This window comes from Pseudomonas migulae, from assembly GCF_043225285.1.
GTDB lineage: Bacteria > Pseudomonadota > Gammaproteobacteria > Pseudomonadales > Pseudomonadaceae > Aquipseudomonas > Aquipseudomonas migulae_C.
In genome coordinates, this window is record NZ_CP171224.1 from 2,200,524 (window position 1) to 2,221,294 (window position 20,771).

Annotated in this window: 17 protein-coding genes; 14 read left to right on the top strand and 3 right to left on the bottom strand. The window is 61.5% G+C overall.

Features of this window, described 5'->3' with window-relative positions; all coding sequences use genetic code 11:
- Window positions 1-52: 52 nt before the first annotated feature.
- Window positions 53-1,108, bottom strand: a complete 1,056-nt coding sequence (bioB, locus tag ACF6ZU_RS10220) for a biotin synthase BioB (RefSeq protein WP_392892050.1) — start codon at window positions 1,106-1,108, stop codon at window positions 53-55.
- A gap of 92 nt (window positions 1,109-1,200) precedes the next feature.
- Here bioB and ACF6ZU_RS10225 point away from each other — a divergent pair, with 92 nt between their 5' ends.
- The 5 genes from ACF6ZU_RS10225 (at window position 1,201) to rarD (ending at window position 7,104) form a co-directional block, all read left to right on the top strand.
- Window positions 1,201-1,941 (top strand): ComF family protein, encoded by a 741-nt coding sequence (locus tag ACF6ZU_RS10225; protein ID WP_392892051.1) that lies wholly within the window; start codon window positions 1,201-1,203, stop codon window positions 1,939-1,941.
- A 196-nt stretch (window positions 1,942-2,137) separates the two neighbouring features.
- A complete protein-coding gene (locus ACF6ZU_RS10230; RefSeq protein WP_392892053.1) occupies window positions 2,138-2,902 on the top strand; it encodes a TOBE domain-containing protein in 765 nt (254 codons plus the stop codon).
- 58 nt (window positions 2,903-2,960) lie between these two features.
- Window positions 2,961-4,862, top strand: a complete 1,902-nt coding sequence (locus ACF6ZU_RS10235; protein WP_392892055.1) for a PhoX family protein — start codon at window positions 2,961-2,963, stop codon at window positions 4,860-4,862.
- Between the two features lie 213 nt (window positions 4,863-5,075).
- Window positions 5,076-6,050 (top strand): serine/threonine protein kinase, encoded by a 975-nt coding sequence (locus ACF6ZU_RS10240; protein ID WP_392892057.1) that lies wholly within the window; start codon window positions 5,076-5,078, stop codon window positions 6,048-6,050.
- A gap of 166 nt (window positions 6,051-6,216) precedes the next feature.
- Window positions 6,217-7,104 (top strand): EamA family transporter RarD, encoded by an 888-nt coding sequence (gene rarD / locus ACF6ZU_RS10245; RefSeq protein WP_392892060.1) that lies wholly within the window; start codon window positions 6,217-6,219, stop codon window positions 7,102-7,104.
- 215 nt (window positions 7,105-7,319) lie between these two features.
- Here rarD and ACF6ZU_RS10250 read toward each other — a convergent pair whose 3' ends face one another.
- Window positions 7,320-7,838: a glycine cleavage system protein R gene (locus ACF6ZU_RS10250; RefSeq protein ID WP_007947710.1), complete on the bottom strand. Its 519-nt coding sequence runs from the start codon at window positions 7,836-7,838 to the stop codon at window positions 7,320-7,322.
- Between the two features lie 536 nt (window positions 7,839-8,374).
- Here ACF6ZU_RS10250 and ACF6ZU_RS10255 point away from each other — a divergent pair.
- Complete coding sequence (locus ACF6ZU_RS10255; protein ID WP_392892062.1) at window positions 8,375-10,552, top strand: malate synthase G; 2,178 nt, start codon at window positions 8,375-8,377, stop codon at window positions 10,550-10,552.
- 189 nt (window positions 10,553-10,741) lie between these two features.
- Here the strand turns inward: ACF6ZU_RS10255 and ACF6ZU_RS10260 are convergent, their stop codons facing one another.
- Window positions 10,742-11,188 (bottom strand): response regulator, encoded by a 447-nt coding sequence (locus ACF6ZU_RS10260; RefSeq protein ID WP_392892064.1) that lies wholly within the window; start codon window positions 11,186-11,188, stop codon window positions 10,742-10,744.
- A gap of 254 nt (window positions 11,189-11,442) precedes the next feature.
- Here ACF6ZU_RS10260 and ACF6ZU_RS10265 point away from each other — a divergent pair, with 254 nt between their 5' ends.
- From ACF6ZU_RS10265 to ACF6ZU_RS10300, 8 genes are all read left to right on the top strand, one after another.
- Window positions 11,443-13,383: a putative nucleotidyltransferase substrate binding domain-containing protein gene (locus ACF6ZU_RS10265; protein ID WP_392892066.1), complete on the top strand. Its 1,941-nt coding sequence runs from the start codon at window positions 11,443-11,445 to the stop codon at window positions 13,381-13,383.
- Complete coding sequence (locus ACF6ZU_RS10270) at window positions 13,380-14,087, top strand: PolC-type DNA polymerase III (RefSeq protein ID WP_392892068.1); 708 nt, start codon at window positions 13,380-13,382, stop codon at window positions 14,085-14,087. The genes ACF6ZU_RS10265 and ACF6ZU_RS10270 overlap by 4 nt, the downstream gene beginning before the upstream one ends.
- A gap of 229 nt (window positions 14,088-14,316) precedes the next feature.
- A complete protein-coding gene (locus tag ACF6ZU_RS10275) occupies window positions 14,317-14,835 on the top strand; it encodes an RNA polymerase sigma factor (protein WP_392892070.1) in 519 nt (172 codons plus the stop codon).
- Window positions 14,832-15,803 carry a FecR domain-containing protein gene (locus tag ACF6ZU_RS10280; protein WP_392892071.1) on the top strand — a complete coding sequence of 324 codons (972 nt, stop codon included), beginning with the start codon at window positions 14,832-14,834 and terminating at the stop codon, window positions 15,801-15,803. The genes ACF6ZU_RS10275 and ACF6ZU_RS10280 overlap by 4 nt, the downstream gene beginning before the upstream one ends.
- 232 nt (window positions 15,804-16,035) lie before the next feature.
- Entirely contained in the window at window positions 16,036-18,444 is a 2,409-nt protein-coding gene (locus ACF6ZU_RS10285) for a TonB-dependent siderophore receptor (protein WP_392892073.1), read from the top strand.
- 72 nt (window positions 18,445-18,516) lie between these two features.
- On the top strand, window positions 18,517-19,647 hold the full coding sequence (locus ACF6ZU_RS10290; protein WP_392892075.1) for a PepSY-associated TM helix domain-containing protein: 1,131 nt from the start codon (window positions 18,517-18,519) through the stop codon (window positions 19,645-19,647).
- Entirely contained in the window at window positions 19,644-19,838 is a 195-nt protein-coding gene (locus tag ACF6ZU_RS10295; protein ID WP_392892077.1) for a hypothetical protein, read from the top strand. Before ACF6ZU_RS10290 ends, ACF6ZU_RS10295 begins: the two co-directional genes overlap by 4 nt.
- Window positions 19,839-19,989: 151 nt before the next feature.
- On the top strand, window positions 19,990-20,619 hold the full coding sequence (locus tag ACF6ZU_RS10300) for a glutathione S-transferase (RefSeq protein WP_392892079.1): 630 nt from the start codon (window positions 19,990-19,992) through the stop codon (window positions 20,617-20,619).
- The last annotated feature ends 152 nt before the right edge of the window (window positions 20,620-20,771 follow it).

Below are 20,771 nucleotides of genomic sequence, written 5' to 3' on the forward strand. Positions count from 1 at the left end.
AGGCTCGCTCCCACAGTGGCTTTACATTCCAATCAAAGGAATCGGCTTGGTGCTAGACGGCGGCGTTGTAGAACTGCTCGCTGCTCTTCTGCTCCACCAGCGCCTGTTCGATGGCGGCCTGGTGCACTTCGTCGGCGTGCTCTTCGCGCGCTTCCGGCAGGATCCCCAGGCGCCCGAACAGTTGCATGTCCTTGTCGGCCTGCGGGTTGGCGGTGGTCAGCAGTTTGTCGCCGTAGAAAATCGAGTTAGCACCGGCGAAGAACGCCAGGGCCTGCATCTGCTCGTTCATCGCTTCGCGGCCGGCGGATAGGCGCACGTGGGATTTCGGCATCAGGATGCGCGCAACGGCGAGCATGCGGATGAAGTCGAACGGGTCGATGTCTTCGGCGTTTTCCAGCGGCGTACCGGCGACTTTCACCAGCATGTTGATCGGCACCGATTCCGGGTGCTCCGGCAGGTTGGCCAGCTGGATCAGCAGGTTCGCGCGGTCATCGAGGGACTCGCCCATGCCGAGGATTCCGCCGGAGCAGATCTTCATCCCGGAATCACGCACGTACGCCAGGGTTTGCAGGCGCTCGCTGTAGGTGCGGGTGGTGATGATGCTGGTGTAGAAATCCGGCGAAGTGTCGAGGTTGTGGTTGTAGTAATCGAGGCCGGCCTTGGCCAGCGCTTCGGTCTGCTCCTGATCGAGGCGACCGAGGGTCATGCAGGTTTCCAGGCCCAGGGCCTTCACGCCTTCGACCATCTTCAGCACGTAAGGCATGTCTTTGGCCGACGGGTGTTTCCACGCCGCGCCCATGCAGAAACGGGTCGAACCGATGGCCTTGGCGCGAGCGGCCTCTTCAAGGACCTTCTGCACTTCCATCAGCTTTTCTTTTTCCAGGCCCGTGTTGTAGTGACCGGACTGCGGACAATATTTGCAATCTTCCGGGCAGGCGCCGGTCTTGATCGAAAGCAGCGTGGAAACCTGGACGCGGTTGGCATCGAAATGCGCGCGGTGCACGGTCTGCGCCTGGAACAACAGGTCGTTGAACGGCTGAACGAAGAGTGCTTTGACTTCGGCCAAAGCCCAGTCATGACGCAGGGTTGCAGAGGTGCTGGCGCTCATGGGCGTTTCCTTTGTTTTATGCTGGGCAAGCGGTCGGGGGACGGAATACCCACAGACGCGACACGGATGTTCGGCATATTTAAGGAAGAGCGATGCGCTGTCAACCACGATACAAAGGACTGGTTTACATCTGGCTAAAAAACAAACAGTCCTGTTTGCTTTGCAACGAACCCGCCGATGGCACCGCGCCTATCTGCATGGCGTGTGAGACCGAACTGCCCTGGCTCGGTGATCACTGTGAGACCTGCGCCCTGCCGCTACCCGCCGCCGGCCTGACGTGCGGCCAGTGCCTGAAGCAACCGCCGCGCTTCGAAACCGTGATCGCCCCGTGGACCTACGGTTTTCCGGTCGACAGCCTGATCACCCGCTTCAAGCACAGCGCGAAATGGCCATTTGGCCGCCTGCTCGCCGAGCTTCTCGCTCAGTTCCTGCAACATCGCTTCGATGAAGCGCTGGAGCGCCCCGACGCGCTGGTGCCGGTTCCGCTCGCGCTGAAACGCCTGCGCCAACGGGGTTTCAACCAGGCCGCGATGCTGGCCCGCTGGTTGGGCGCCAGCCTGGATATCCCGTGCGAGGAGCAGTTGCTCAAGCGCATTCATGACACCAGCGCGCAGCAAGACCTGAAGGCAGAGGCCCGCAGGAAGAACCTGCGTAATGCTTTTGCCTTGGCACCCGATGCACCGATCAAGGGTCGCCACCTGGCACTGGTGGACGATGTGCTCACCACCGGCGCCACGGCCCAGGCACTGGCCCGGCTGTTGATGGAGGCAGGCGCAGCACGGGTCGACGTTTATTGCCTGGCCCGCACCCCGAAACCCGGTGACGCCACCTGATAAATTCCACACGTAATCCCTGTAGGAGCGAGCTTGCTCGCGAAGGACGTTAACGATGACACGGGGAGCCAGGATAAACGCGGCGCCCCTTAGTCCATCGCGAGCAGGCTCGCTCCTACAGGGTTTCGGTTAACTTGACTCACGGGCCGAGAGCCGCCAACGTCGTGCTCATCGCCACCGCCCAAAGCCTCTCGCCATGTCCTTGCCTACCCTGTTGTCCCAACACATTGTTCGTCGCCCGCAACGCATCGCGCTGCTGCAACACATCGCCGAGCAGGGCTCGATTACCCGTGCCGCGAAAAGCGCCGGGCTGAGTTACAAGGCGGCGTGGGACGCCATCGACGAGCTGAACAACCTCGCGCAAAAACCTCTGGTGGAGCGCAGTGTCGGCGGCAAGGGCGGCGGTGGCGCCAAGCTGTCCAGCGAAGGCGAGCGCGTGTTGCGTCTGTATCAAAAACTGCAAACGCTGCAAGCCCAGGTGCTGGAAGCGGCCGAAGACGCCAGCGACCTCGATCTGCTCGGCCGCTTGATGCTCAGGACCAGTGCGCGCAATCAATTGCACGGCAAGGTCGTGGCGATTGAAGCCCAGGGGCGCAACGACCTGATTCGTCTGGAACTCGCCGAAGGCCTGACCCTCGACGCACAGATCACCCACGACAGCACCGTGCGCCTGGAGCTGGAAATCGGCACCGAAGTCGTGGCCCTGATCAAGGCCGGCTGGCTGGAACTGCTGGCCATCGAGGATGCTGCAACACCAGGACACAATGACCTGACCGGCCGTATCGAAGAAATCCTCGACGCCGACGACGGCCCCAGTGAAGTGCGCATCGGCCTGCCCAATGGCCAGACGCTGTGCGCACTGGCCGAGCCGCTGCACCTGAAAACCCTCGGCCTCGCCGCCGACCAACCGGTGCGGGTGCAGTTCTCGCCTTCCAACGTCTTGCTCGGTACACCGCTCTGAAACATTAGCGTCACTAACGCTCTTTAAGGTGACTGCAAAAACCCGCAGGGAGCCTGATGTGAGCCTATTAGAAGACAACCAATCCACCGACCTCGAGAACATGGTCGGCCTCAGCCGTCGTGGCTTCATCAGCGCGGGCGCCCTGTGCGGTGCCGCGATGTTCCTCGGTGGCAACCTGCTGAGCCGCAGCGTTCTCGCGGCCAGTGTCAGTGCCGGCACCAGCAAACTGCTGGGTTTTGACAGCATCCCCGCCGCCACCAGCGACGCCATCACCCTGCCGCCGGGCTACAAGTCCTCGGTGTTGATCAGCTGGGGCCAGCCTCTGCAGAAGAACGGGCCGGCGTTCGACCCGAGCGGCAACGGCAGCGCCGAGCAGCAGGAAGTGCAGTTCGGCGACAACAACGACGGCATGAGCCTGTTCGAATTTCCCGGTGAAAAAGACCGGGCGCTGATGGCGATCAACAACGAATACACCAACTACCGCTACCTCTACCCTCACGGCGGCATGCCGCAGTCGAAGGAAGAAGTGCGCAAGGCGCTGGCCTGCGAAGGCGTGTCGGTTATTGAAGTGCAGCGCAAGAACGGCCACTGGCAGTTCGTCCAGGGTTCGCGCTACAACCGCCGCATTCACGGCAACGCGCCGATCAGCCTGAGCGGTCCCGCCGCCGGCCACGACCTGCTGAAAACCAGCGCCGATCCGCAGGGCAAGAACGTCCTCGGCACCTTCCAGAACTGCGCCAACGGCAAGACGCCCTGGGGCACCTACCTGACGTGCGAAGAGAACTTCACCGACTGCTTCGGCAGCAGCAATGCCGAGCAGAAGTTCGACGCGGCGCAGAAACGCTACGGCGTGGTGGCCGCCAGTAAAGAGATCAACTGGCACCCGCACGACGAACGTTTTGATATGGCGAAAAACCCCAACGAACTCAACCGTCACGGCTGGGTGGTGGAAATCGATCCGTTCGACCCTCACTCGACCCCGGTCAAGCGCACGGCCCTGGGCCGCTTCAAACATGAAAACGCAGCTCTGGCCGAAACCCATGACGGCCACGCCGTGGTGTACATGGGCGACGATGAGCGCGGTGAGTTCATCTACAAGTTCGTCAGTCGCGACAAGATCAACCACAAGAACCCGAAAGCCAACCGCGACCTGCTGGACCACGGCACCCTGTACGTGGCGCGCTTCGACGCGGGCGACGGCAATGCCGATCACCCGAAAGGCCAGGGCGAGTGGATCGAACTGACCCACGGCAAAAACGGCATCGACGCCAGCAGCGGTTTTGCCAGTCAGGCCGAAGTGCTGATTCACGCGCGCCTCGCCGCCAGCGTGGTGAAGGCCACGCGCATGGACCGCCCGGAGTGGATCGTCGTCAGCCCCAAGGACGGCCAGGTCTATTGCACCCTCACCAACAACGCCAAGCGCGGTGAGGACGGTCAACCGGTCGGCGGGCCTAACCCTCGGGAGAAAAACGTCTACGGGCAGATTCTGCGCTGGCGCACCGACCGTGATGATCACGGTTCGAAAAGCTTTGCCTGGGACCTGTTCGTGGTCGCCGGCAACCCAGGTGTCCACGCCGGCACGCCGAAAGGCGGTTCGTCGAACATCACCCCGCAAAACATGTTCAACAGCCCGGACGGCCTGGGTTTCGACAAGGCCGGGCGCTTGTGGATTCTCACCGATGGCGATTCGAGCAATGCCGGCGATTTTGCCGGCATGGGCAACAACCAGATGCTCTGCGCCGACCCGGTAACCGGCGAGATCCGCCGCTTCATGGTCGGGCCGATTGGTTGCGAGGTGACGGGGATCAGCTTTTCGCCGGATCAGAAGACGTTGTTTGTCGGGATCCAGCATCCGGGCGAGAACGGTGGTTCGACGTTCCCTGAGCACTTGCCTAACGGCAAGCCGCGGTCGTCGGTGATGGCGATTTCCCGCGAAGACGGCGGGATCGTCGGCGCCTGATAAACCCCCATCGCGAGCAGGCTCGCTCCCACAAGGGATCTGGGGTGTTCACAAAATCTGTGATCACATGAGATCCAATGTGGGAGCGAGACCGGCTTGCCGGCGATTGCGCCAGCCCAGACAACACTCATCTCAACCCCAACCACTAAAGACAGCCCGTCTGCGCTACCATGCTTGGCCGGACGCGGCAGCCTGCTGCGCGCAGGAGTCAGCATGGCCCACCCGTTTGCAACCCTTACCCCAGACCTCGTGCTCGATGCCGTCGAAAGCATCGGCTTTCTCAGCGACGCGCGCGTTCTGGCGCTCAACAGCTACGAGAACCGCGTCTATCAGGTCGGCATCGAAGACTCCGAGCCGCTGATCGCCAAGTTCTACCGTCCGCAACGCTGGACCAACGAAGCCATTCTCGAAGAACACCAGTTCACCTTCGAACTCGCCGAGTGCGATGTTCCGGTGGTGGCGCCAATGATTCACAACGGCGCCAGCCTGCACGAACACAACGGTTTCCGTTTCACCCTGTTTCCTCGCCGGGGCGGCCGGGCGCCGGAGCCGGGCAACCTCGATCAGCTGTATCGTCTCGGTCAGTTGCTGGGGCGCTTTCATGCCATGGGTTCGACCAAACCGTTCGAACACCGCGAAGCGCTGGGCGTGAAGAACTTCGGCCATGACTCGCTGACAACCTTGCTGGAAGGCAACTTCATCCCCAAAAGCCTGTTACCGGCCTACGAGTCCGTGGCCCGCGATCTGCTCAAGCGTGTGGAAGACGTTTACAGCGTCACGCCACACCATAACATCCGCATGCACGGCGATTGCCACCCCGGCAACATGATGTGCCGCGACGAGATGTTCCACATCGTCGACCTCGACGACTGCCGCATGGGCCCGGCGGTGCAGGACATCTGGATGATGCTGGCCGGCGACCGCCAGGAATGCCTGGGGCAGTTGTCGGAATTGATGGATGGCTACAACGAGTTTCACGACTTCGACCCGCGGGAGCTGGCGCTGATCGAACCGCTGCGCGCGTTGCGCCTGATGCACTACAGCGCCTGGCTCGCCCGCCGCTGGGACGACCCGGCGTTCCCGCACAGTTTTCCGTGGTTCGGCACCGAGCGGTATTGGGGCGATCAGGTGTTGGCGTTGCGCGAGCAACTCGCCGCCCTCAACGAAGAACCGCTGAAGCTGTTCTAACCCCTGTAGGAACCGGCTTGCTGGCGATGAACGATGACACGGTTCCCCTGAAATACCGCGTTATCGTTCATCGCCAGCAAGCAGGCTCCTACAAAAAGCTCCACGACACATCTATACAACCTCCTTACAATCCCTTCTTTGTTAGCTGCCTAAGCAAGGACTCTGCATGCAAGCCGCCAACCCGCGTCGCGGGTACATCCTGGGCCTGAGTGCCTACATCATCTGGGGCCTTTTCCCTCTCTATTTCAAAGCCATCGCCAGCGTGCCCGCTGTGGAAATCATCATCCACCGCGTGCTCTGGTCTGCACTGTTCGGCGCCTTGCTGCTGCTGGTGTGGAAGCATCCGGGCTGGTGGCGCGAGTTGCGCGACAACCCGAAACGCCTGGCGATCCTCGCCCTCAGCGGCACCCTGATCGCAGCCAACTGGCTGACCTATGTCTGGTCGGTGAACAACGGACGCATGCTCGAAGCCAGCCTCGGTTACTACATCAACCCGCTGGTGAACGTGTTACTGGGGATGTTGATCCTCGGCGAACGGCTGCGGCGCATGCAATGGATCGCCGTGGGTCTGGCGGCGGTCGGCGTGGCGCAACAGGTATGGCAGGTCGGCAGCTTGCCGTGGGTGTCTCTGGTGCTGGCCTTGACCTTCGGTTTCTATGGACTGATCCGCAAGCAGGCGCCGGTCAAGGCGTTGCCGGGCCTGGTGGTGGAAACCTGGATGCTGGTGCCGATTGCGATTGGCTGGCTGCTGTTCAATCAGACGGCCGTCAGTGCTCAGCCTGAGTTCTGGACCACGTCCGAAGCCTGGTGGCTGGTCGCTGCCGGGCCGGTGACGCTGGTGCCGCTGGTATGTTTCAACGCTGCTGCGCGGCATTTGCCCTACACGACCCTCGGATTTCTCCAGTACCTGGCGCCGACGCTGGTGCTGTTGCAGGCGGTGCTGCTGTTTGGCGAGCATTTGTCGTCGAGCACGCTGGTCGCGTTCATCTTCATCTGGGCAGGTCTGGCGGTTTACAGCGTCGATGCGTGGGTAAGTCTGCGCCGCCGCAACTGATCGAAAATTGTACAAACCTCTGCAGACCACGTCCCCCGTGGCCTGCAACCATCCTTCCCAAGGTTATCCACAGCGTGATCCCCGGCGTTTGTGCGCAACTCCTTGAAACTGATGGTTTTTTGATCAGATCCTGAAGAAGCCCGGCCGGCGTGGGCTGGCGGGCTGTCTCTACAGGTTATCCACAGGCAGGTGCACGTTTAACTTGGATAACCCTGTCAGGGTTCGCTGCGCAGGACCAGTTCCACCATCAAATCATCCGCCAGGGTTTCCAGCCGCGATTGCAGCACATCCAGAGACAAGGTCAGCGGCACGGCAAGAATCGCTTCGGCGTGGAACAACGGTTCGCTGCTCATCGGCGCCGGGCGCACTTCCGTCACCAGCCGTTCCAGATTGACCCCCTGCTCACTCAACAGGCGCGTGATGTCGCGCACGATCCCGGGGCGATCATTGCCCACCAGCTCCATCGCAATCGGTTTCCAGGTGCAGGACTGCTCGATACCGCTTTCGGCGATCAGCACGCGGATACCGTGGGCCGACAACGCCTGCAGGGCATCGACCAGTTCGTCGTAGGCCTCGGCCGGCACGCCCACCCGAAGAATCCCGGCAAACTGCCCGGCCATGCGCGACATGCGGCTTTCCAGCCAGTTGCCGCCGTGCTCGGCAATGCACTGGGCGATGCGCTCGACCTGCCCAGGCTTGTCCGGTGCGAAAACAGTGAGTACGAGGTGGTCCATGGCGCAGCCCTCTTTTGTTATAGAAAAAGAAGTATAGGCAAGGGATGTTGCTGCGCTGAATCGGCTGACGCCATCGCGAGCAGGCTCGCTCCCACAAGGGCCTGCGCGATCCTGTGGGAGCGAGCCTGCTCGCGATCGGATCACCGCCGATCAACCTGCGAAAAACAAATCGTGTACAACTTCTTATATTTAACTGGAACAATCTCATGGTTTTTTGAGAACATCCCTATCCCCGACGTGACTGCAATGCGTCACGGGGTCGCAGAACGACGTAATTAGTCTAATTTTCACAACCGCAATTCATCATGTAGTATGCCGCAGCGCGCACTACATAACGTTGGATCGATGTCTGCCACAGGCACGATCGCAGCCCTGAAAGCCCTGTCAGCAAGGCCTCAACGCCGTTGATCGGTTCCATCCCAGCCGCCCGAAATGGCATGTACTGGTGGAAGGGGTTTGTGGTTTAAATAGCCAGAGGCTTCATTGTTAATTTGAAGAGCTGAAAAGCGAAATAGCTGAGCAGAGTGAGGCAAGCAATGACTGAACACGTTCAAGTCGGTGGCCTGCAGGTCGCCAAAGTCCTGTTCGACTTCGTGAACAACGAAGCCATTCCCGGAACCGGCCTCACCGCCGAACAATTCTGGGCCGGTGCCGACAAGGTCATCCATGACCTGGCGCCGAAGAACAAAGCCCTACTCGCCAAACGCGATGATTTCCAGGCTCGTATCGATGGCTGGCACCAATCCCGTGCCGGCCAGGCCCACGACGCCGTGGCTTATAAGGCCTTCCTGCAAGACATCGGTTATCTGCTGCCAGAAGCGGCCGATTTCCAGGCCACGACGCAAAACGTCGATGACGAAATCGCCCGCATGGCCGGCCCGCAGCTCGTGGTGCCGGTGATGAACGCCCGTTTCGCGCTCAACGCTTCGAACGCCCGCTGGGGTTCGCTGTACGACGCGCTCTACGGCACCGACGCCATCAGCGAAGCTGACGGCGCGGAAAAAGGCAAAGGCTACAACAAGGTTCGCGGCGACAAGGTCATCGCCTTCGCCCGTGCCTTCCTCGACGAAGCCGCGCCATTGGCTGCCGGTTCCCACGTCGACTCCATCGGCTACAAGATCGTTGACGGCAAACTGGTGGTCGCCCTCAAAGGCGGCAGCAACAGCGGCCTGCGCAACGACGCCCAGTTGATCGGTTTCCACGGCGATGCCTCGGCACCGACCGCGATCCTGCTGAAGCACAACGGCCTGCATTTCGAAATCCAGGTCGACGCCAGCACCCCGGTCGGCCAGACCGACGCCGCCGGCGTCAAAGACATCCTGATGGAAGCCGCGCTGACCACCATCATGGACTGCGAAGACTCCGTCGCCGCCGTCGATGCCGATGACAAAGTGGTGATCTACCGCAACTGGCTCGGCCTGATGAAGGGCGACCTGTCGGAAGAAGTCTCCAAGGGCGGCAAGACCTTTACCCGTACCATGAACGCCGACCGCACCTACACCGGCGTCGATGGCAGGGAACTGAGCCTGCACGGTCGTTCGCTGTTGTTCGTGCGCAACGTTGGTCACCTGATGACCATCGATGCGATCCTCGACAAAGACGGCAACGAAGTGCCGGAAGGCATTCTCGACGGCCTGGTGACCTGCCTGGCGGCGATCCACAGCCTCAACGGCAACAGCTCGCGCAAGAACAGCCGTACCGGCTCGGTCTACATCGTGAAGCCGAAGATGCACGGTCCGGAAGAAGCGGCGTTCACCAACGAACTGTTCGGCCGCATCGAAGACGTGCTCGGCCTGCCGCGCAACACCCTGAAAGTCGGGATCATGGACGAGGAGCGCCGCACCACGGTCAACCTCAAGGCCTGCATCAAGGCTGCCAGCGAACGCGTGGTGTTCATCAACACCGGCTTCCTCGACCGCACCGGCGACGAAATCCACACCTCCATGGAAGCCGGCCCGATGGTGCGCAAGGCCGACATGAAGGCCGAGAAGTGGATCGGCGCCTACGAGAACTGGAACGTCGATATCGGCCTGAGCACCGGCCTGCAAGGTCGCGCACAGATCGGTAAAGGCATGTGGGCGATGCCGGACCTGATGGCGGCTATGCTCGAACAGAAAATCGCTCACCCGCTGGCCGGTGCCAACACCGCCTGGGTTCCTTCGCCGACCGCCGCCGCGCTGCACGCGCTGCACTATCACAAGGTCGACGTGTTCGCCCGTCAGGCCGAACTGGCCAAGCGTGCACGGGCCTCGGTCGACGACATTCTGACCATCCCGCTGGCGGTCAACCCGCAGTGGACCGCGGAACAGATCAAGAACGAACTGGACAACAACGCCCAGGGCATTCTCGGTTATGTGGTGCGCTGGATCGATCAGGGCGTGGGTTGCTCGAAAGTGCCGGACATCAATGACATCGGCCTGATGGAAGACCGTGCGACGCTGCGTATTTCCAGCCAGCACATCGCCAACTGGCTGCGTCATGGCATCGTCACCGAAGCGCAGGTGATGGAAAGCCTCAAGCGCATGGCGCCGGTGGTTGACCGTCAGAACGCCAACGACGCGCTGTACCGTCCGCTGGCACCGAACTTCGACAGCAACATCGCCTTCCAGGCGGCGGTCGAACTGGTGGTTGAAGGCACCAAGCAGCCGAACGGCTACACCGAGCCGGTTCTGCACCGTCGTCGCCGCGAGTTCAAGGCTGCCAATGGCCTGTAAACGAACGCTGATGCCGTGACAAAAAAAGGCCCTGATCTTCGGATCAGGGCCTTTTTGTTTACGAGTGCAATAACCCTGTGGGAGCGAGCCTGCTCGCGAAGGCGGTGTGTCAGCAAACCACTGTTTCGAATGACACTCCGTCTTCGCGAGCAGGCTCGCTCCCACAGGGGATATGCGAAGCCTGGAGAACTAGGGCTCCATCCCGAGCTCATGCTTGACCAACCCCAGCAACTTGCCGGTATCGATCGGCTTGAGCAGAAAATCCACCACGCTCAAATGCATGGCGGCAATCGCGTCCTTCACGTCGGCATCGCCAGACACAATGATGATCGGCATCGCCGCGCGGACCGATTCGCGCACCTGGCGGATCAAGTCCAGGCCATCCACATGGCCCATCCGCAAATCGGTGATCACCAGGCCGATCGAAGGTTTTTCTTCCAGCATCTTCAGCGCCGTTTCACCGCTGGCCGCGGTCATGCAACGAATGCCATCCAGACCAAGAATTTCCGACAGCAGCTCGCGCGCGTCTTTATCGTCATCGACGATCAGCACCCGTTGCGGCGGCAGGTCGGGTTCCAGCATGACGGCACTCAGCGCCTCGCGCTCGGCGTCACTCAAAATATCGTGGTCGGACATGGCTTTCTCTAAGTGTTCAAATTCATTCCCTAGCACAGTGGTGAGACATCGCTAAGCAGGCACTCAATGTGCACTTCGTCGGATTTATTTCCTATAGGGGAAAGGATAGGTTCTTCCCAAGATTGCGTAAGGTATTTCTGAAGTTTGGCCCCTGACAGGCCCAACCTAGACTTACGTCCAATGGGCACCCAGCGTTCGGGGGCCGACCATGGCTGAGTCATCCGACAACAACAATTCGAAAAAAGACTGCGGTAATGGTTATGAGTAAAGCGGACGCCTTCACACAGGCAGGGAAAACCGCGGTGTTGCAGAACATCCAGGGCACTTTGCAATTCCTTCAGCGTTTCCCGCCCTTCAATCAAATGGAACACGCTCACCTGGCGTATCTGGTTGAACAATGTCAGCTGCGTTTTTATGCGCCCGGCGAGAGCATCATCAAGCCCGCCGACGGTCCGGTCGAGCACTTCTACATCGTCAAGCAGGGCCGCGTGGTGGGCGAACGTCCCCACTCCGCCAAGGGCGGCACCGAAACCACCTTCGAAATCACCACCGGCGAGTGCTTTCCCCTCGCCGCGCTGCTGGGTGAGCGCGCGACCCGCACCGAACACCTGGCGGCCGAAGACACCTTCTGCCTGCAACTGAACAAGCTGGCGTTCATCAAACTGTTCGCGCTGTCCAACGCGTTTCGCGACTTTGCCCTGCGCGGCGTCAGCAGCCTGCTGGATCAGGTCAACCAGCAAGTCCAGCAGAAAGCTGTGGAAACACTCGGCACTCAATATTCACTGAATACGCGCCTGGGCGAATTGGCCATGCGCCATCCGGTGACCTGCAGCCCTATCACGCCATTGCGCGAAGCCGTGACCCTGATGCACGAGCAACAGGTCGGCAGCATCGTGGTGGTCGACGAGCACAAGGCGCCGCTGGGAATTTTCACCCTGCGTGACCTGCGCCATGTCGTGGCCGGCGGCACCAGCGATTTCAATGAAGCCATCGAGCGGCACATGACACGGGCGCCGTTTTTCCTGACGCCGGACCACAGCGCCTTCGATGCGGCGATTGCCATGACCGAGCGACACATCGCCCACGTGTGCCTGGTCAAGGATCAGCGCCTGTGTGGCGTGGTCTCGGAGCGTGATCTGTTTTCCCTGCAACGGGTCGACCTGGTGCACCTGGCGCGGACCATCCGCAGCGCCCAGCGTGTGGAAAACCTGGTGGCGCTGCGCGGCGAAATCGGCCAGCTGGTGGAACGCATGCTGGCCCACGGCGCGTCGTCGACGCAGATCACCCACATCATTACCCTGCTCAACGACCACACCGTGTGCCGGGTGATCGAACTGACCCTCGCGGAGAAAGGTGACCCCGGCGTGCCGTTCAGCTGGTTGTGCTTCGGCAGCGAAGGCCGCCGCGAGCAGACGCTGCACACCGACCAGGACAACGGCATTCTGTTCGAGGCCCGGGATGCGGCCCATGCCGCCGAGATTCGCGGCAAGCTGCTGCCGATCGCGCAACACATCAACCACAGCCTGGCGCTGTGCGGCTTCACCTTGTGCAAGGGCAACATCATGGCCGGCAACCCCGAGCTGTGCCTGTCCCGGGCCGAATGGTCGCGGCGTTTTGCGGCGTTCATTCGTGAAGCGACGCCGGAGAACCTGCTGGGTTCGAGCATCTATTTCGACCTGCGGGTGGTCTGGGGCGACGAGCAAAGTTGCGAGCAGCTGCGTCGGGGCATTCTCGACCAGGTCGCCGACAACCGTCTGTTCCAGCGCATGATGGCCGAGAACGCCTTGCGTAACCGTCCGCCCGTAGGACGTTTCCGCGAGTTCGTGCTGGCGCGCAAGAATGGCGAGAAAGCCACCCTGGACCTGAAAGTCCAGGGCCTGACACCCTTCGTCGACGGCGCCCGGTTGCTGGCGCTGGCTCACGGCATCGAGGCCAACAATACGCTGGAGCGCTTTCGCCAACTGGTGGAAAAAGAAGTCATCGAACGGCTCGACGGTGCGGCATATGAGGAGGCCTACCACTTCATCCAGCAAACCCGCATGCAGCAACATCAGTTGCAGACCCGGGAGAACTTGCCCTACTCCAACCGCGTCGATCCCGACAGCCTCAATCATCTGGACCGACGGATCCTGCGTGAATCCCTGCGTCAGGCCCAACGCCTGCAAAGCAGCCTGACCCTGCGGTATCAGCTATGAGCCTGTTTTCCTGGCTGCGCCCGGCAGGGCCGATGTTGTCCGGCGAATTGCAGCAACGCCTCAAAGACTTGCCGACCGCTGTCGAGCTGGGCGAGTGCAGCCTGCGCGAGCAGCGTTGGGTGGTGCTGGACCTGGAAACCACCGGGCTGAACCTGAACAAGGATCGCGTGCTGTCGATTGGCGCGGTGGTCATTGAAGATGGCGCGATCGACTTCAGTCAGCAGTTCGAGCGCACCCTGCAATGCGCGGACATGAAGCTGGCGCCGAGCGTGCTGATCCATGGCCTGGGCCCGAGCGCGATTGCCGCCGGCAGTGATCCGGCGCAGGCATTGGTCGACTTCATGGAGTTTGTCGGCGACAGCCCGGTGCTGGCCTTTCATGCGCCGTTCGATCAGCACATGCTCGGACGCGCATTGAAAGATCATCTGGGCTACAAGCTGCAGCATCCGTTCCTGGATGTGGCGGACATCGCCCCGCTGCTGTGCCCGCAGGCGCACATCCGCGAGGCGGGGCTGGACGAGTGGATCGACTGGTTCAAGCTTGAGGTGTTCGAACGTCACAACGCCAGTGCCGATGCGCTGGCGACAGCGGAGCTGGCGCTGATCCTGTTCAGCCGAGCGCGGCAGCAGCAGATTCACAGCCCGTTGAACTTGCAACAGCGGGTGAGTCAATGGAAACGCAGGCAGCGGGCGCCGTCCTTCTGAACGACGCACCACCTCCCCTGTAGGAGCGAGCCTGCTCGCGAAAAACTCCCAGACAACACGTTCATTCAGACCGCGCGCGTTATCGTTGACGTTTTTCGCGAGCAGGCTCGCTCCTACAGGTTTTGCGTTAACTTCCGACCTGACCAGTGGCCAATTGCTTAGCTCCCCCGCCTCTGCCACAATCGCGAACAATTCTCGTTAGTTAACACTTCCCAATCGGTGATGCTGCGTGTCGTCAGTCCAAAGCCCCCATAGTGAGCTCGTCGGTGCGTTATATCGTGACCACCGCGGCTGGCTATTGGCCTGGCTTCGACGCAATGTCGCCTGCCCGCAACGGGCCGAAGACCTCAGTCAGGACACCTTCGTGCGTTTGCTGGGCCGCGACCAACTGAACGAACCTCGCGAACCGCGGGCGTTTCTGGTGGCGATTGCCAAGGGCCTGCTGTTCGACTATTTCCGCCGCGCCGCGCTGGAACAGGCCTACCTCACCGAACTGATGCTGATCCCCGAAGGCGAACAACCGTCGGTGGAAGAACAGCAGATGATCCTCGAAGACCTGAAAAACATCGATCGCCTGCTCGGCAAGCTGTCGAGCAAGGCGCGGGCGGCGTTTCTCTACAACCGGCTCGACGGCCTCGGCCACGCGGAAATCGCCCAGCGCCTGGGCGTGTCGGTGCCGCGGGTGCGTCAATACCTGGCCCAGGGCATTCGCCAGTGCTACATCGCCTTGTACGGTGAGCCGGTATGAATCCGGTCAGTTCCAAACCGGTGTCGGCGAGCGTGCTGGACGCGGCGATTGCCTGGCAGTTGTCGCTGGACTCGGCTAATCCGGTGGAGCGCGAAGAGTTCGCCAAGTGGCACGCCGCCCATGAAGAACACGCCCGCGCCTGGCGCCAGTTGGGCATGCTCGACCAACGCTTCAGCGTTGCAAGCGGCCCGGCCCGCACCGCGTTGCTGCAATCGCGCGAAAGCATTCGCCGGCGGGTGCGCAACCTGGGCAGCGGCGTGGCGAGCATCGTCGCAGTGATCGGCCTGGCGCTGTTCGCCGGCGAGCGTTATCTGCCGGTCGATTACTGGCTGGCCGATCAGCGCACCGCCACCGGCGAACAACGCGTCCTGCGCCTGAGCGACGGCACCGTGATCAACCTCAACACCCACAGCGCCGTGGATGTGCGCTTCGATGAGAAGCAGCGGCGGGTGATTCTGCAGGACGGGGAAATCCTCGTCGAAACCGGCCACGGCGATGCCCGGCCATTTATCGTCGAAACCCGCGAAGGCAGCATGCGCGCACTGGGCACGCGGTTCCTGGTCAAGCGCGAGGAAGAAGGCACGCGCCTGAGCGTGTTGCAGTCCGCCGTGGCCGCCCATCCCGAGTCGAGCGCAGAAGAACAGATCCTGCGCGAAGGCCAGCAAGTGCTGATGCGCAGCAATGGCCTGGGGCCCATCGTGGCGACCACCCTCGGTGCCGACGCCTGGACTCGCGGCATGCTGGTGGTGGACAACACGCGCCTGGAAGACCTGGTTCACGAACTCGGTCGTTATCGCCGTGGGCATTTAGGCGTTGCGCCGGAAGTGGCGGACCTGCGGATTACCGGCAGTTTCCCGCTGCACAACACCGACCTGGCGCTGAGCGCCCTGCTGCCGACCTTGCCGGTGCAGATCGAGCAGCACACTCAGTGGTGGGTGACGGTAGCGAAGGCGGATGCCAAGCCCTGACGCGACCACTGTAGGAGCTGGCTTGCCAGCGATGGTCGTGAACGATAACGAGTGCTGACAGGAAAAAAGCGGCGCTTTTGAGTCCATCGCTGGCAAGCCAGCTCCTACAAAGGATCGGCCCGTTCTCATAGGTAATTGCTGAATCGAAATTATTTTCATCCAGCCCTATCACTTTTGGATTTTCGTTCGGCACCTAGGCAATTGAGAAGTATTCCCTTTCAGGAGCCGCTGTATGTCCCGTTCGCTAGACACCTTGTTGCGCCCCAGTTTGCTGGCGGTCGCCATTGCCTTTTGCACTCCCCTGGCCAGCAGCCAACTGATCGCCGCGGAACAGGCATCCAGCGTTCGCGCCTACAACCTGCCCGCCGCGCCATTGGCCAGCACCCTGAACCAGATCGCCAGCCAGTCCGGTCTCGCGCTGTCGTTGAATCCAGCCCTGGCGGCCGGCAAGACCTCCGCGCCGGTCAGCGGCCAGTACGATGCCGTCGGCGCCCTGCGCGCAGCATTGAGCGGCACGGGTTTGCAACTGGAACAGAGCAGCACCGGCACCTACAGCCTGGTTGCCGCGCCTGAGGGCGCCTTGGCCCTGCCGGAAACCAACGTGGTCGGCAGCGCAAATGCTGAAAACGCCTGGGGCCCGGTGGATGGCTACGTTGCCACTCGCACCGCCGCCGGCACCAAGACCGACACGCCGATCGTCGAAGCCCCCCGTTCGATGTCCGTGATCACTCGCGCGCAGATGGAAGATCGCGGCGTTCAAAACCTCGATGACGCCGTGCGTTACATGCCAGGCGTGATCGCCAGCAGCTACGGCAGCGACTCGCGTGCCGACTGGCTGCGCGTGCGTGGCTTCGAACCGACCCAGTTCCTCGACGGCCTGCCACTGCCAAAAGGCTCCTACGCCAACCCGAAGGTTGAAACCTGGAACCTGGAACGCATCACGCTGCTGCGCGGCCCTGCTTCTTCGGTATACGGCCAGACCCCGCCGGGCGGCATGCTCGACATGGTCAGCCGCCGTCCCGATGCGCTCGACAGTCACGAGGTTCGTGCTGAAGTCGGCAGCAACAATCGCAAGCAGATCAGCTTCGACAGCACCGGAAAAATCGATGACGAAGGTCAGTTCCTGTACCGCGTCGACGGCGTGGTGCGTGACAGCGGCATGCCGGTCGACCACAGCGATGACAAGCGTTACAACCTCGCACCGAGCCTGACCTGGAACATCGACGACGACACGCACCTGACCTTCCTCTCGCAGTTCACCCGAGACGATACCGGGGTCAGCGGTCAATTCCTGCCACTGCAAGGCACCAAACTGGCTTCGCCGGCAGGGGCGAAAATCTCGCACCACAAAAATCTCGGCGACCCGGATTCCGATCACTACGATCGCACCTATTACGCACTGGGCTACGCTTTCGACCATCGCCTGAACGATGTCTGGCAGTTCAAGCAAAACCTGCGTTACACCAAAAGTGATCTGGAATTTCAGCAAGCCTATGCCTCGTTCGGTAACTCCGTTTCGGCCGATGGCACACTGGCCCGTCTGGTGGACAAGGTTGACGAAGACATCAGTCAGTTTGCCGTGGACAACAATTTCCAGGCCGACTTCCAGACAGGCCCACTCAGTCACGTCCTGTTGCTCGGGCTGGATCACCAGCGCACCAACACCAACTACCGCTGGCTTGAAGGCAGCGCGCCGCCAAGCAACGTGATCAATCCGGTCCGTGGCGCTGACTTCTCCAACGTCGCCTACGCCACCTTCTATGACTACAACCAGAAGACCAACCAGACCGGTCTTTACGCTCAGGACCAGATATCCCTGGATAAATGGCGCCTGACTCTGGGCGGTCGTGAAGACTGGATTCACACCGGGACGCAATTCAACAACCTGAACGATGCGACCAACACCCAGCGCGACAAGGCATTCAGCGGCAACGCCGGCCTGAGCTACGTGTTCGATTCGGGGATCACGCCTTACATCTCGTACACCGAATCGTTCCAGGCATCGATGGGGGCTGATGCCAGCTCCACCAACTCGTTCAAGCCAACCGAAGGCAAGCAGACCGAAGTGGGCGTGAAATACCAGCCACCGGGCAGCCGTACTCTGCTGACCGCCGCGGCGTTCGATCTGCGCCAGGAAAACGTTTCGGTGACGCAGAACAATGTCACCAGCCAGATCGGTGAGCTGAAAGTACGTGGCGTCGAGCTTGAAGCCGTGTCCGACGTCACCGACAACCTGAAACTGGTCGGTTCCTACACCTACACCGACACCGAAATTCTCAAAGGAGCCGACAAAGGCAACCGGTTCAAACTGATCCCGCGCAACCAGGCTTCGCTGTGGTCTGACTACACCTGGCATTCCGGCTTCCTCGACGGCTTTGGCGTCGGCGCGGGCGTGCGCTACGTGGGCGACACCTACGGCAGCACCAGCAACACGGATAACTCGCATGTGGGTTCATACACCGTGTACGACGCTGCGGTGCATTACGACTTGAGCCGCCTCAATTCGGCATTGGCGGGGGTTTCGGTGGACGTCACCGCGAAGAACCTGTTCGACAAGGACTACATCTCCACGTGCGACGGTTTCTGGTGCTACTACGGCGACGAACGCAACGTGGTCGCCGCTGTGAACTACAAGTGGTAACCGCTTGATTTGATACGCGCTGCAACCAGGCCGTCCTTCGTGGGCGGCTTTGGTATTTCTGAAGGCCTTGAAATGAAAAGCAAAACAATTCGCCGCTGGTCCTTCGTGCACACCTGGACCAGCCTGATCTGCACGGTGTTCCTGCTGATGCTGGCGCTGACCGGCTTGCCGTTGATCTTTCATCACGAGATCGATCACCTGCTGGGCGATGCCGCTGAACTGAAGCAGATGCCGGCCGATACCCCGCAGCTGAATTTGCAGCAGCTGGTGCAGGCGGCGGAAAAGCATCGTCCCGGTGAAGTCATGCAGTATTTCGGCTTCGAAGAAGACGAACCCAACGCCGCGATCGCGATCATGGCGGCCACCGCAGGCACCGAACCGAATTCGTCGCACACCTTCATGCTCGATGCCCGCACCGGCGAAGCGCTGGAGATGCCGTCGGCCAATGGCGGTTTCATGATGGTCATGCTGCGCCTGCACGTGGACATGTTCGCCGGCCTGCCGGGCAAACTGCTGCTGGCCTTCATGGGAATTCTGTTCGTGGTGGCGATCGTGTCCGGGACGGTGCTGTACCTGCCGTTCATGCGCCGCTTGAAATTCGCCACCGTGCGCCAGGACAAATCCACGCGCCTGCGCTGGCTCGACCTGCACAACCTGATCGGCGTGGTCACCCTGACCTGGGCGCTGGTGGTGGGCGTCACCGGCGTGATCAGTGCCTGCGCCGACCTGCTGATCGCCGCATGGCGCAACGACAGTTTGAGCGCGATGGTCGCGCCGTATCGCGATGCGCCGCCGCTGACCCAACGGGCGCCGGCCACCCGTTTGCTCGACATTGCCAAAGACGTTGCACCCGGTATGCAGCCGGACTTCATCGCCTTCCCGGGCACACGGTTTTCCAGCGAGCATCACTACGCAGTGTTCATGAAAGGCAGCACGCACCTGACCTCGCATTTGCTGACGCCGGTGCTGATCGACGCCAGCACGCTGCAGGTCACCGCCGTCGCCGAACGGCCGTGGTACATGGACGCCATGGGCATGTCGCAGCCACTGCACTTCGGTGATTACGGTGGCATGCCGATGAAGATTCTCTGGGCGACCCTGGATGGGCTGACCATCATCGTGCTCGGCAGCGGCGTCTATCTGTGGGTGGTGCGGCGCAAAGCAGCCAAACCTGTGCTGGAAAAAGCGGAGAGCATGGCATGAAGCCCCGGCAGTCGAATTTCTGGAAGGTGTTCGCCGTCCCTGTCGTGATTGGCCTGCTCAGTGCCGCCGGGTTGTTCGCCGCGTTGCTGGGCGATGGTGCGTGGGATGCGTTGAGCTGGCTGGGACTGGGCATCCCGGCCATCCTCGCCCTGCGCGGACTGCTCCAGCGTCGCAAAACCCCTCTCCTGTAGGAGCGAGCTTGCTCGCGATGGAGGTGAACGATAACGCGTAAAACCAGATGCCCAGCGGCGGCCTCGGGTTCTTCGCGAGCAAGCTCGCTCCTACAGGTCGGCGCTTCAACGCGTTATGCTCACGGCACTGTCCATCGACCGAGACGCTGCCATGTCCGCCCCGAGCATGACCCTCTACCACAACCCGCTGTCGCCCTTCGTTCGCAAAGTCATGGTGCTGCTGCACGAGACCGGCCAACAGAACCGCGTTGCGCTGCAAAACTGCGTGCTGACCCCGGTTGACCCGGACCAGGCCCTGATCGACGACAACCCCCTGAGCAAAATCCCGGCCCTGCGCCTGGCCGATGGCAACGTCATCCATGACAGCCGGGTGATCCTCGACTACCTCGACCACCAGCACGTCGGCAACCCGCTGATCCCCCGCGAAGGCCCGGCCCGCTGGCGCCGCCTGACCCTGGCCTCGATGGCCGACGGGATCATGGACGCCGCGGTGCTGGTGCGCTACGAAGTCGCCCTGCGCGCCCCGGAAAAACACTGGGACGCATGGCTCGACGGCCAGCGCGACAAGATTCGCCGCGCGTTGGCGCTGCTGGAGAAAGACGCGATTGCTGAGCTGACCAGCCATTTCGATGTGGCGGCGATCAGCGTGGCGTGTGCGTTGGGATACGTGGATTTGCGCCATCCGGATCTGGAATGGCGCGAGGCGAATCCGCAGTTGGCCGCTTGGTATTTTGAGGTCAGTCAGCGGCCTTCGATGGTGGCGACGATGCCTAAGGTTTAGGTTTTCGCTGACTGGGCTGGCCCCATCGCGAGCAGGCTCGCTCCTATAGTTTGATCTGTGTTGTGCATGAATGTTGTGCTCAACGCAGGTCCCTTGTGGGAGCGAGCCTGCTCGTGAATGCACCCCACCGGATCCATCGGAAACAACCGAAA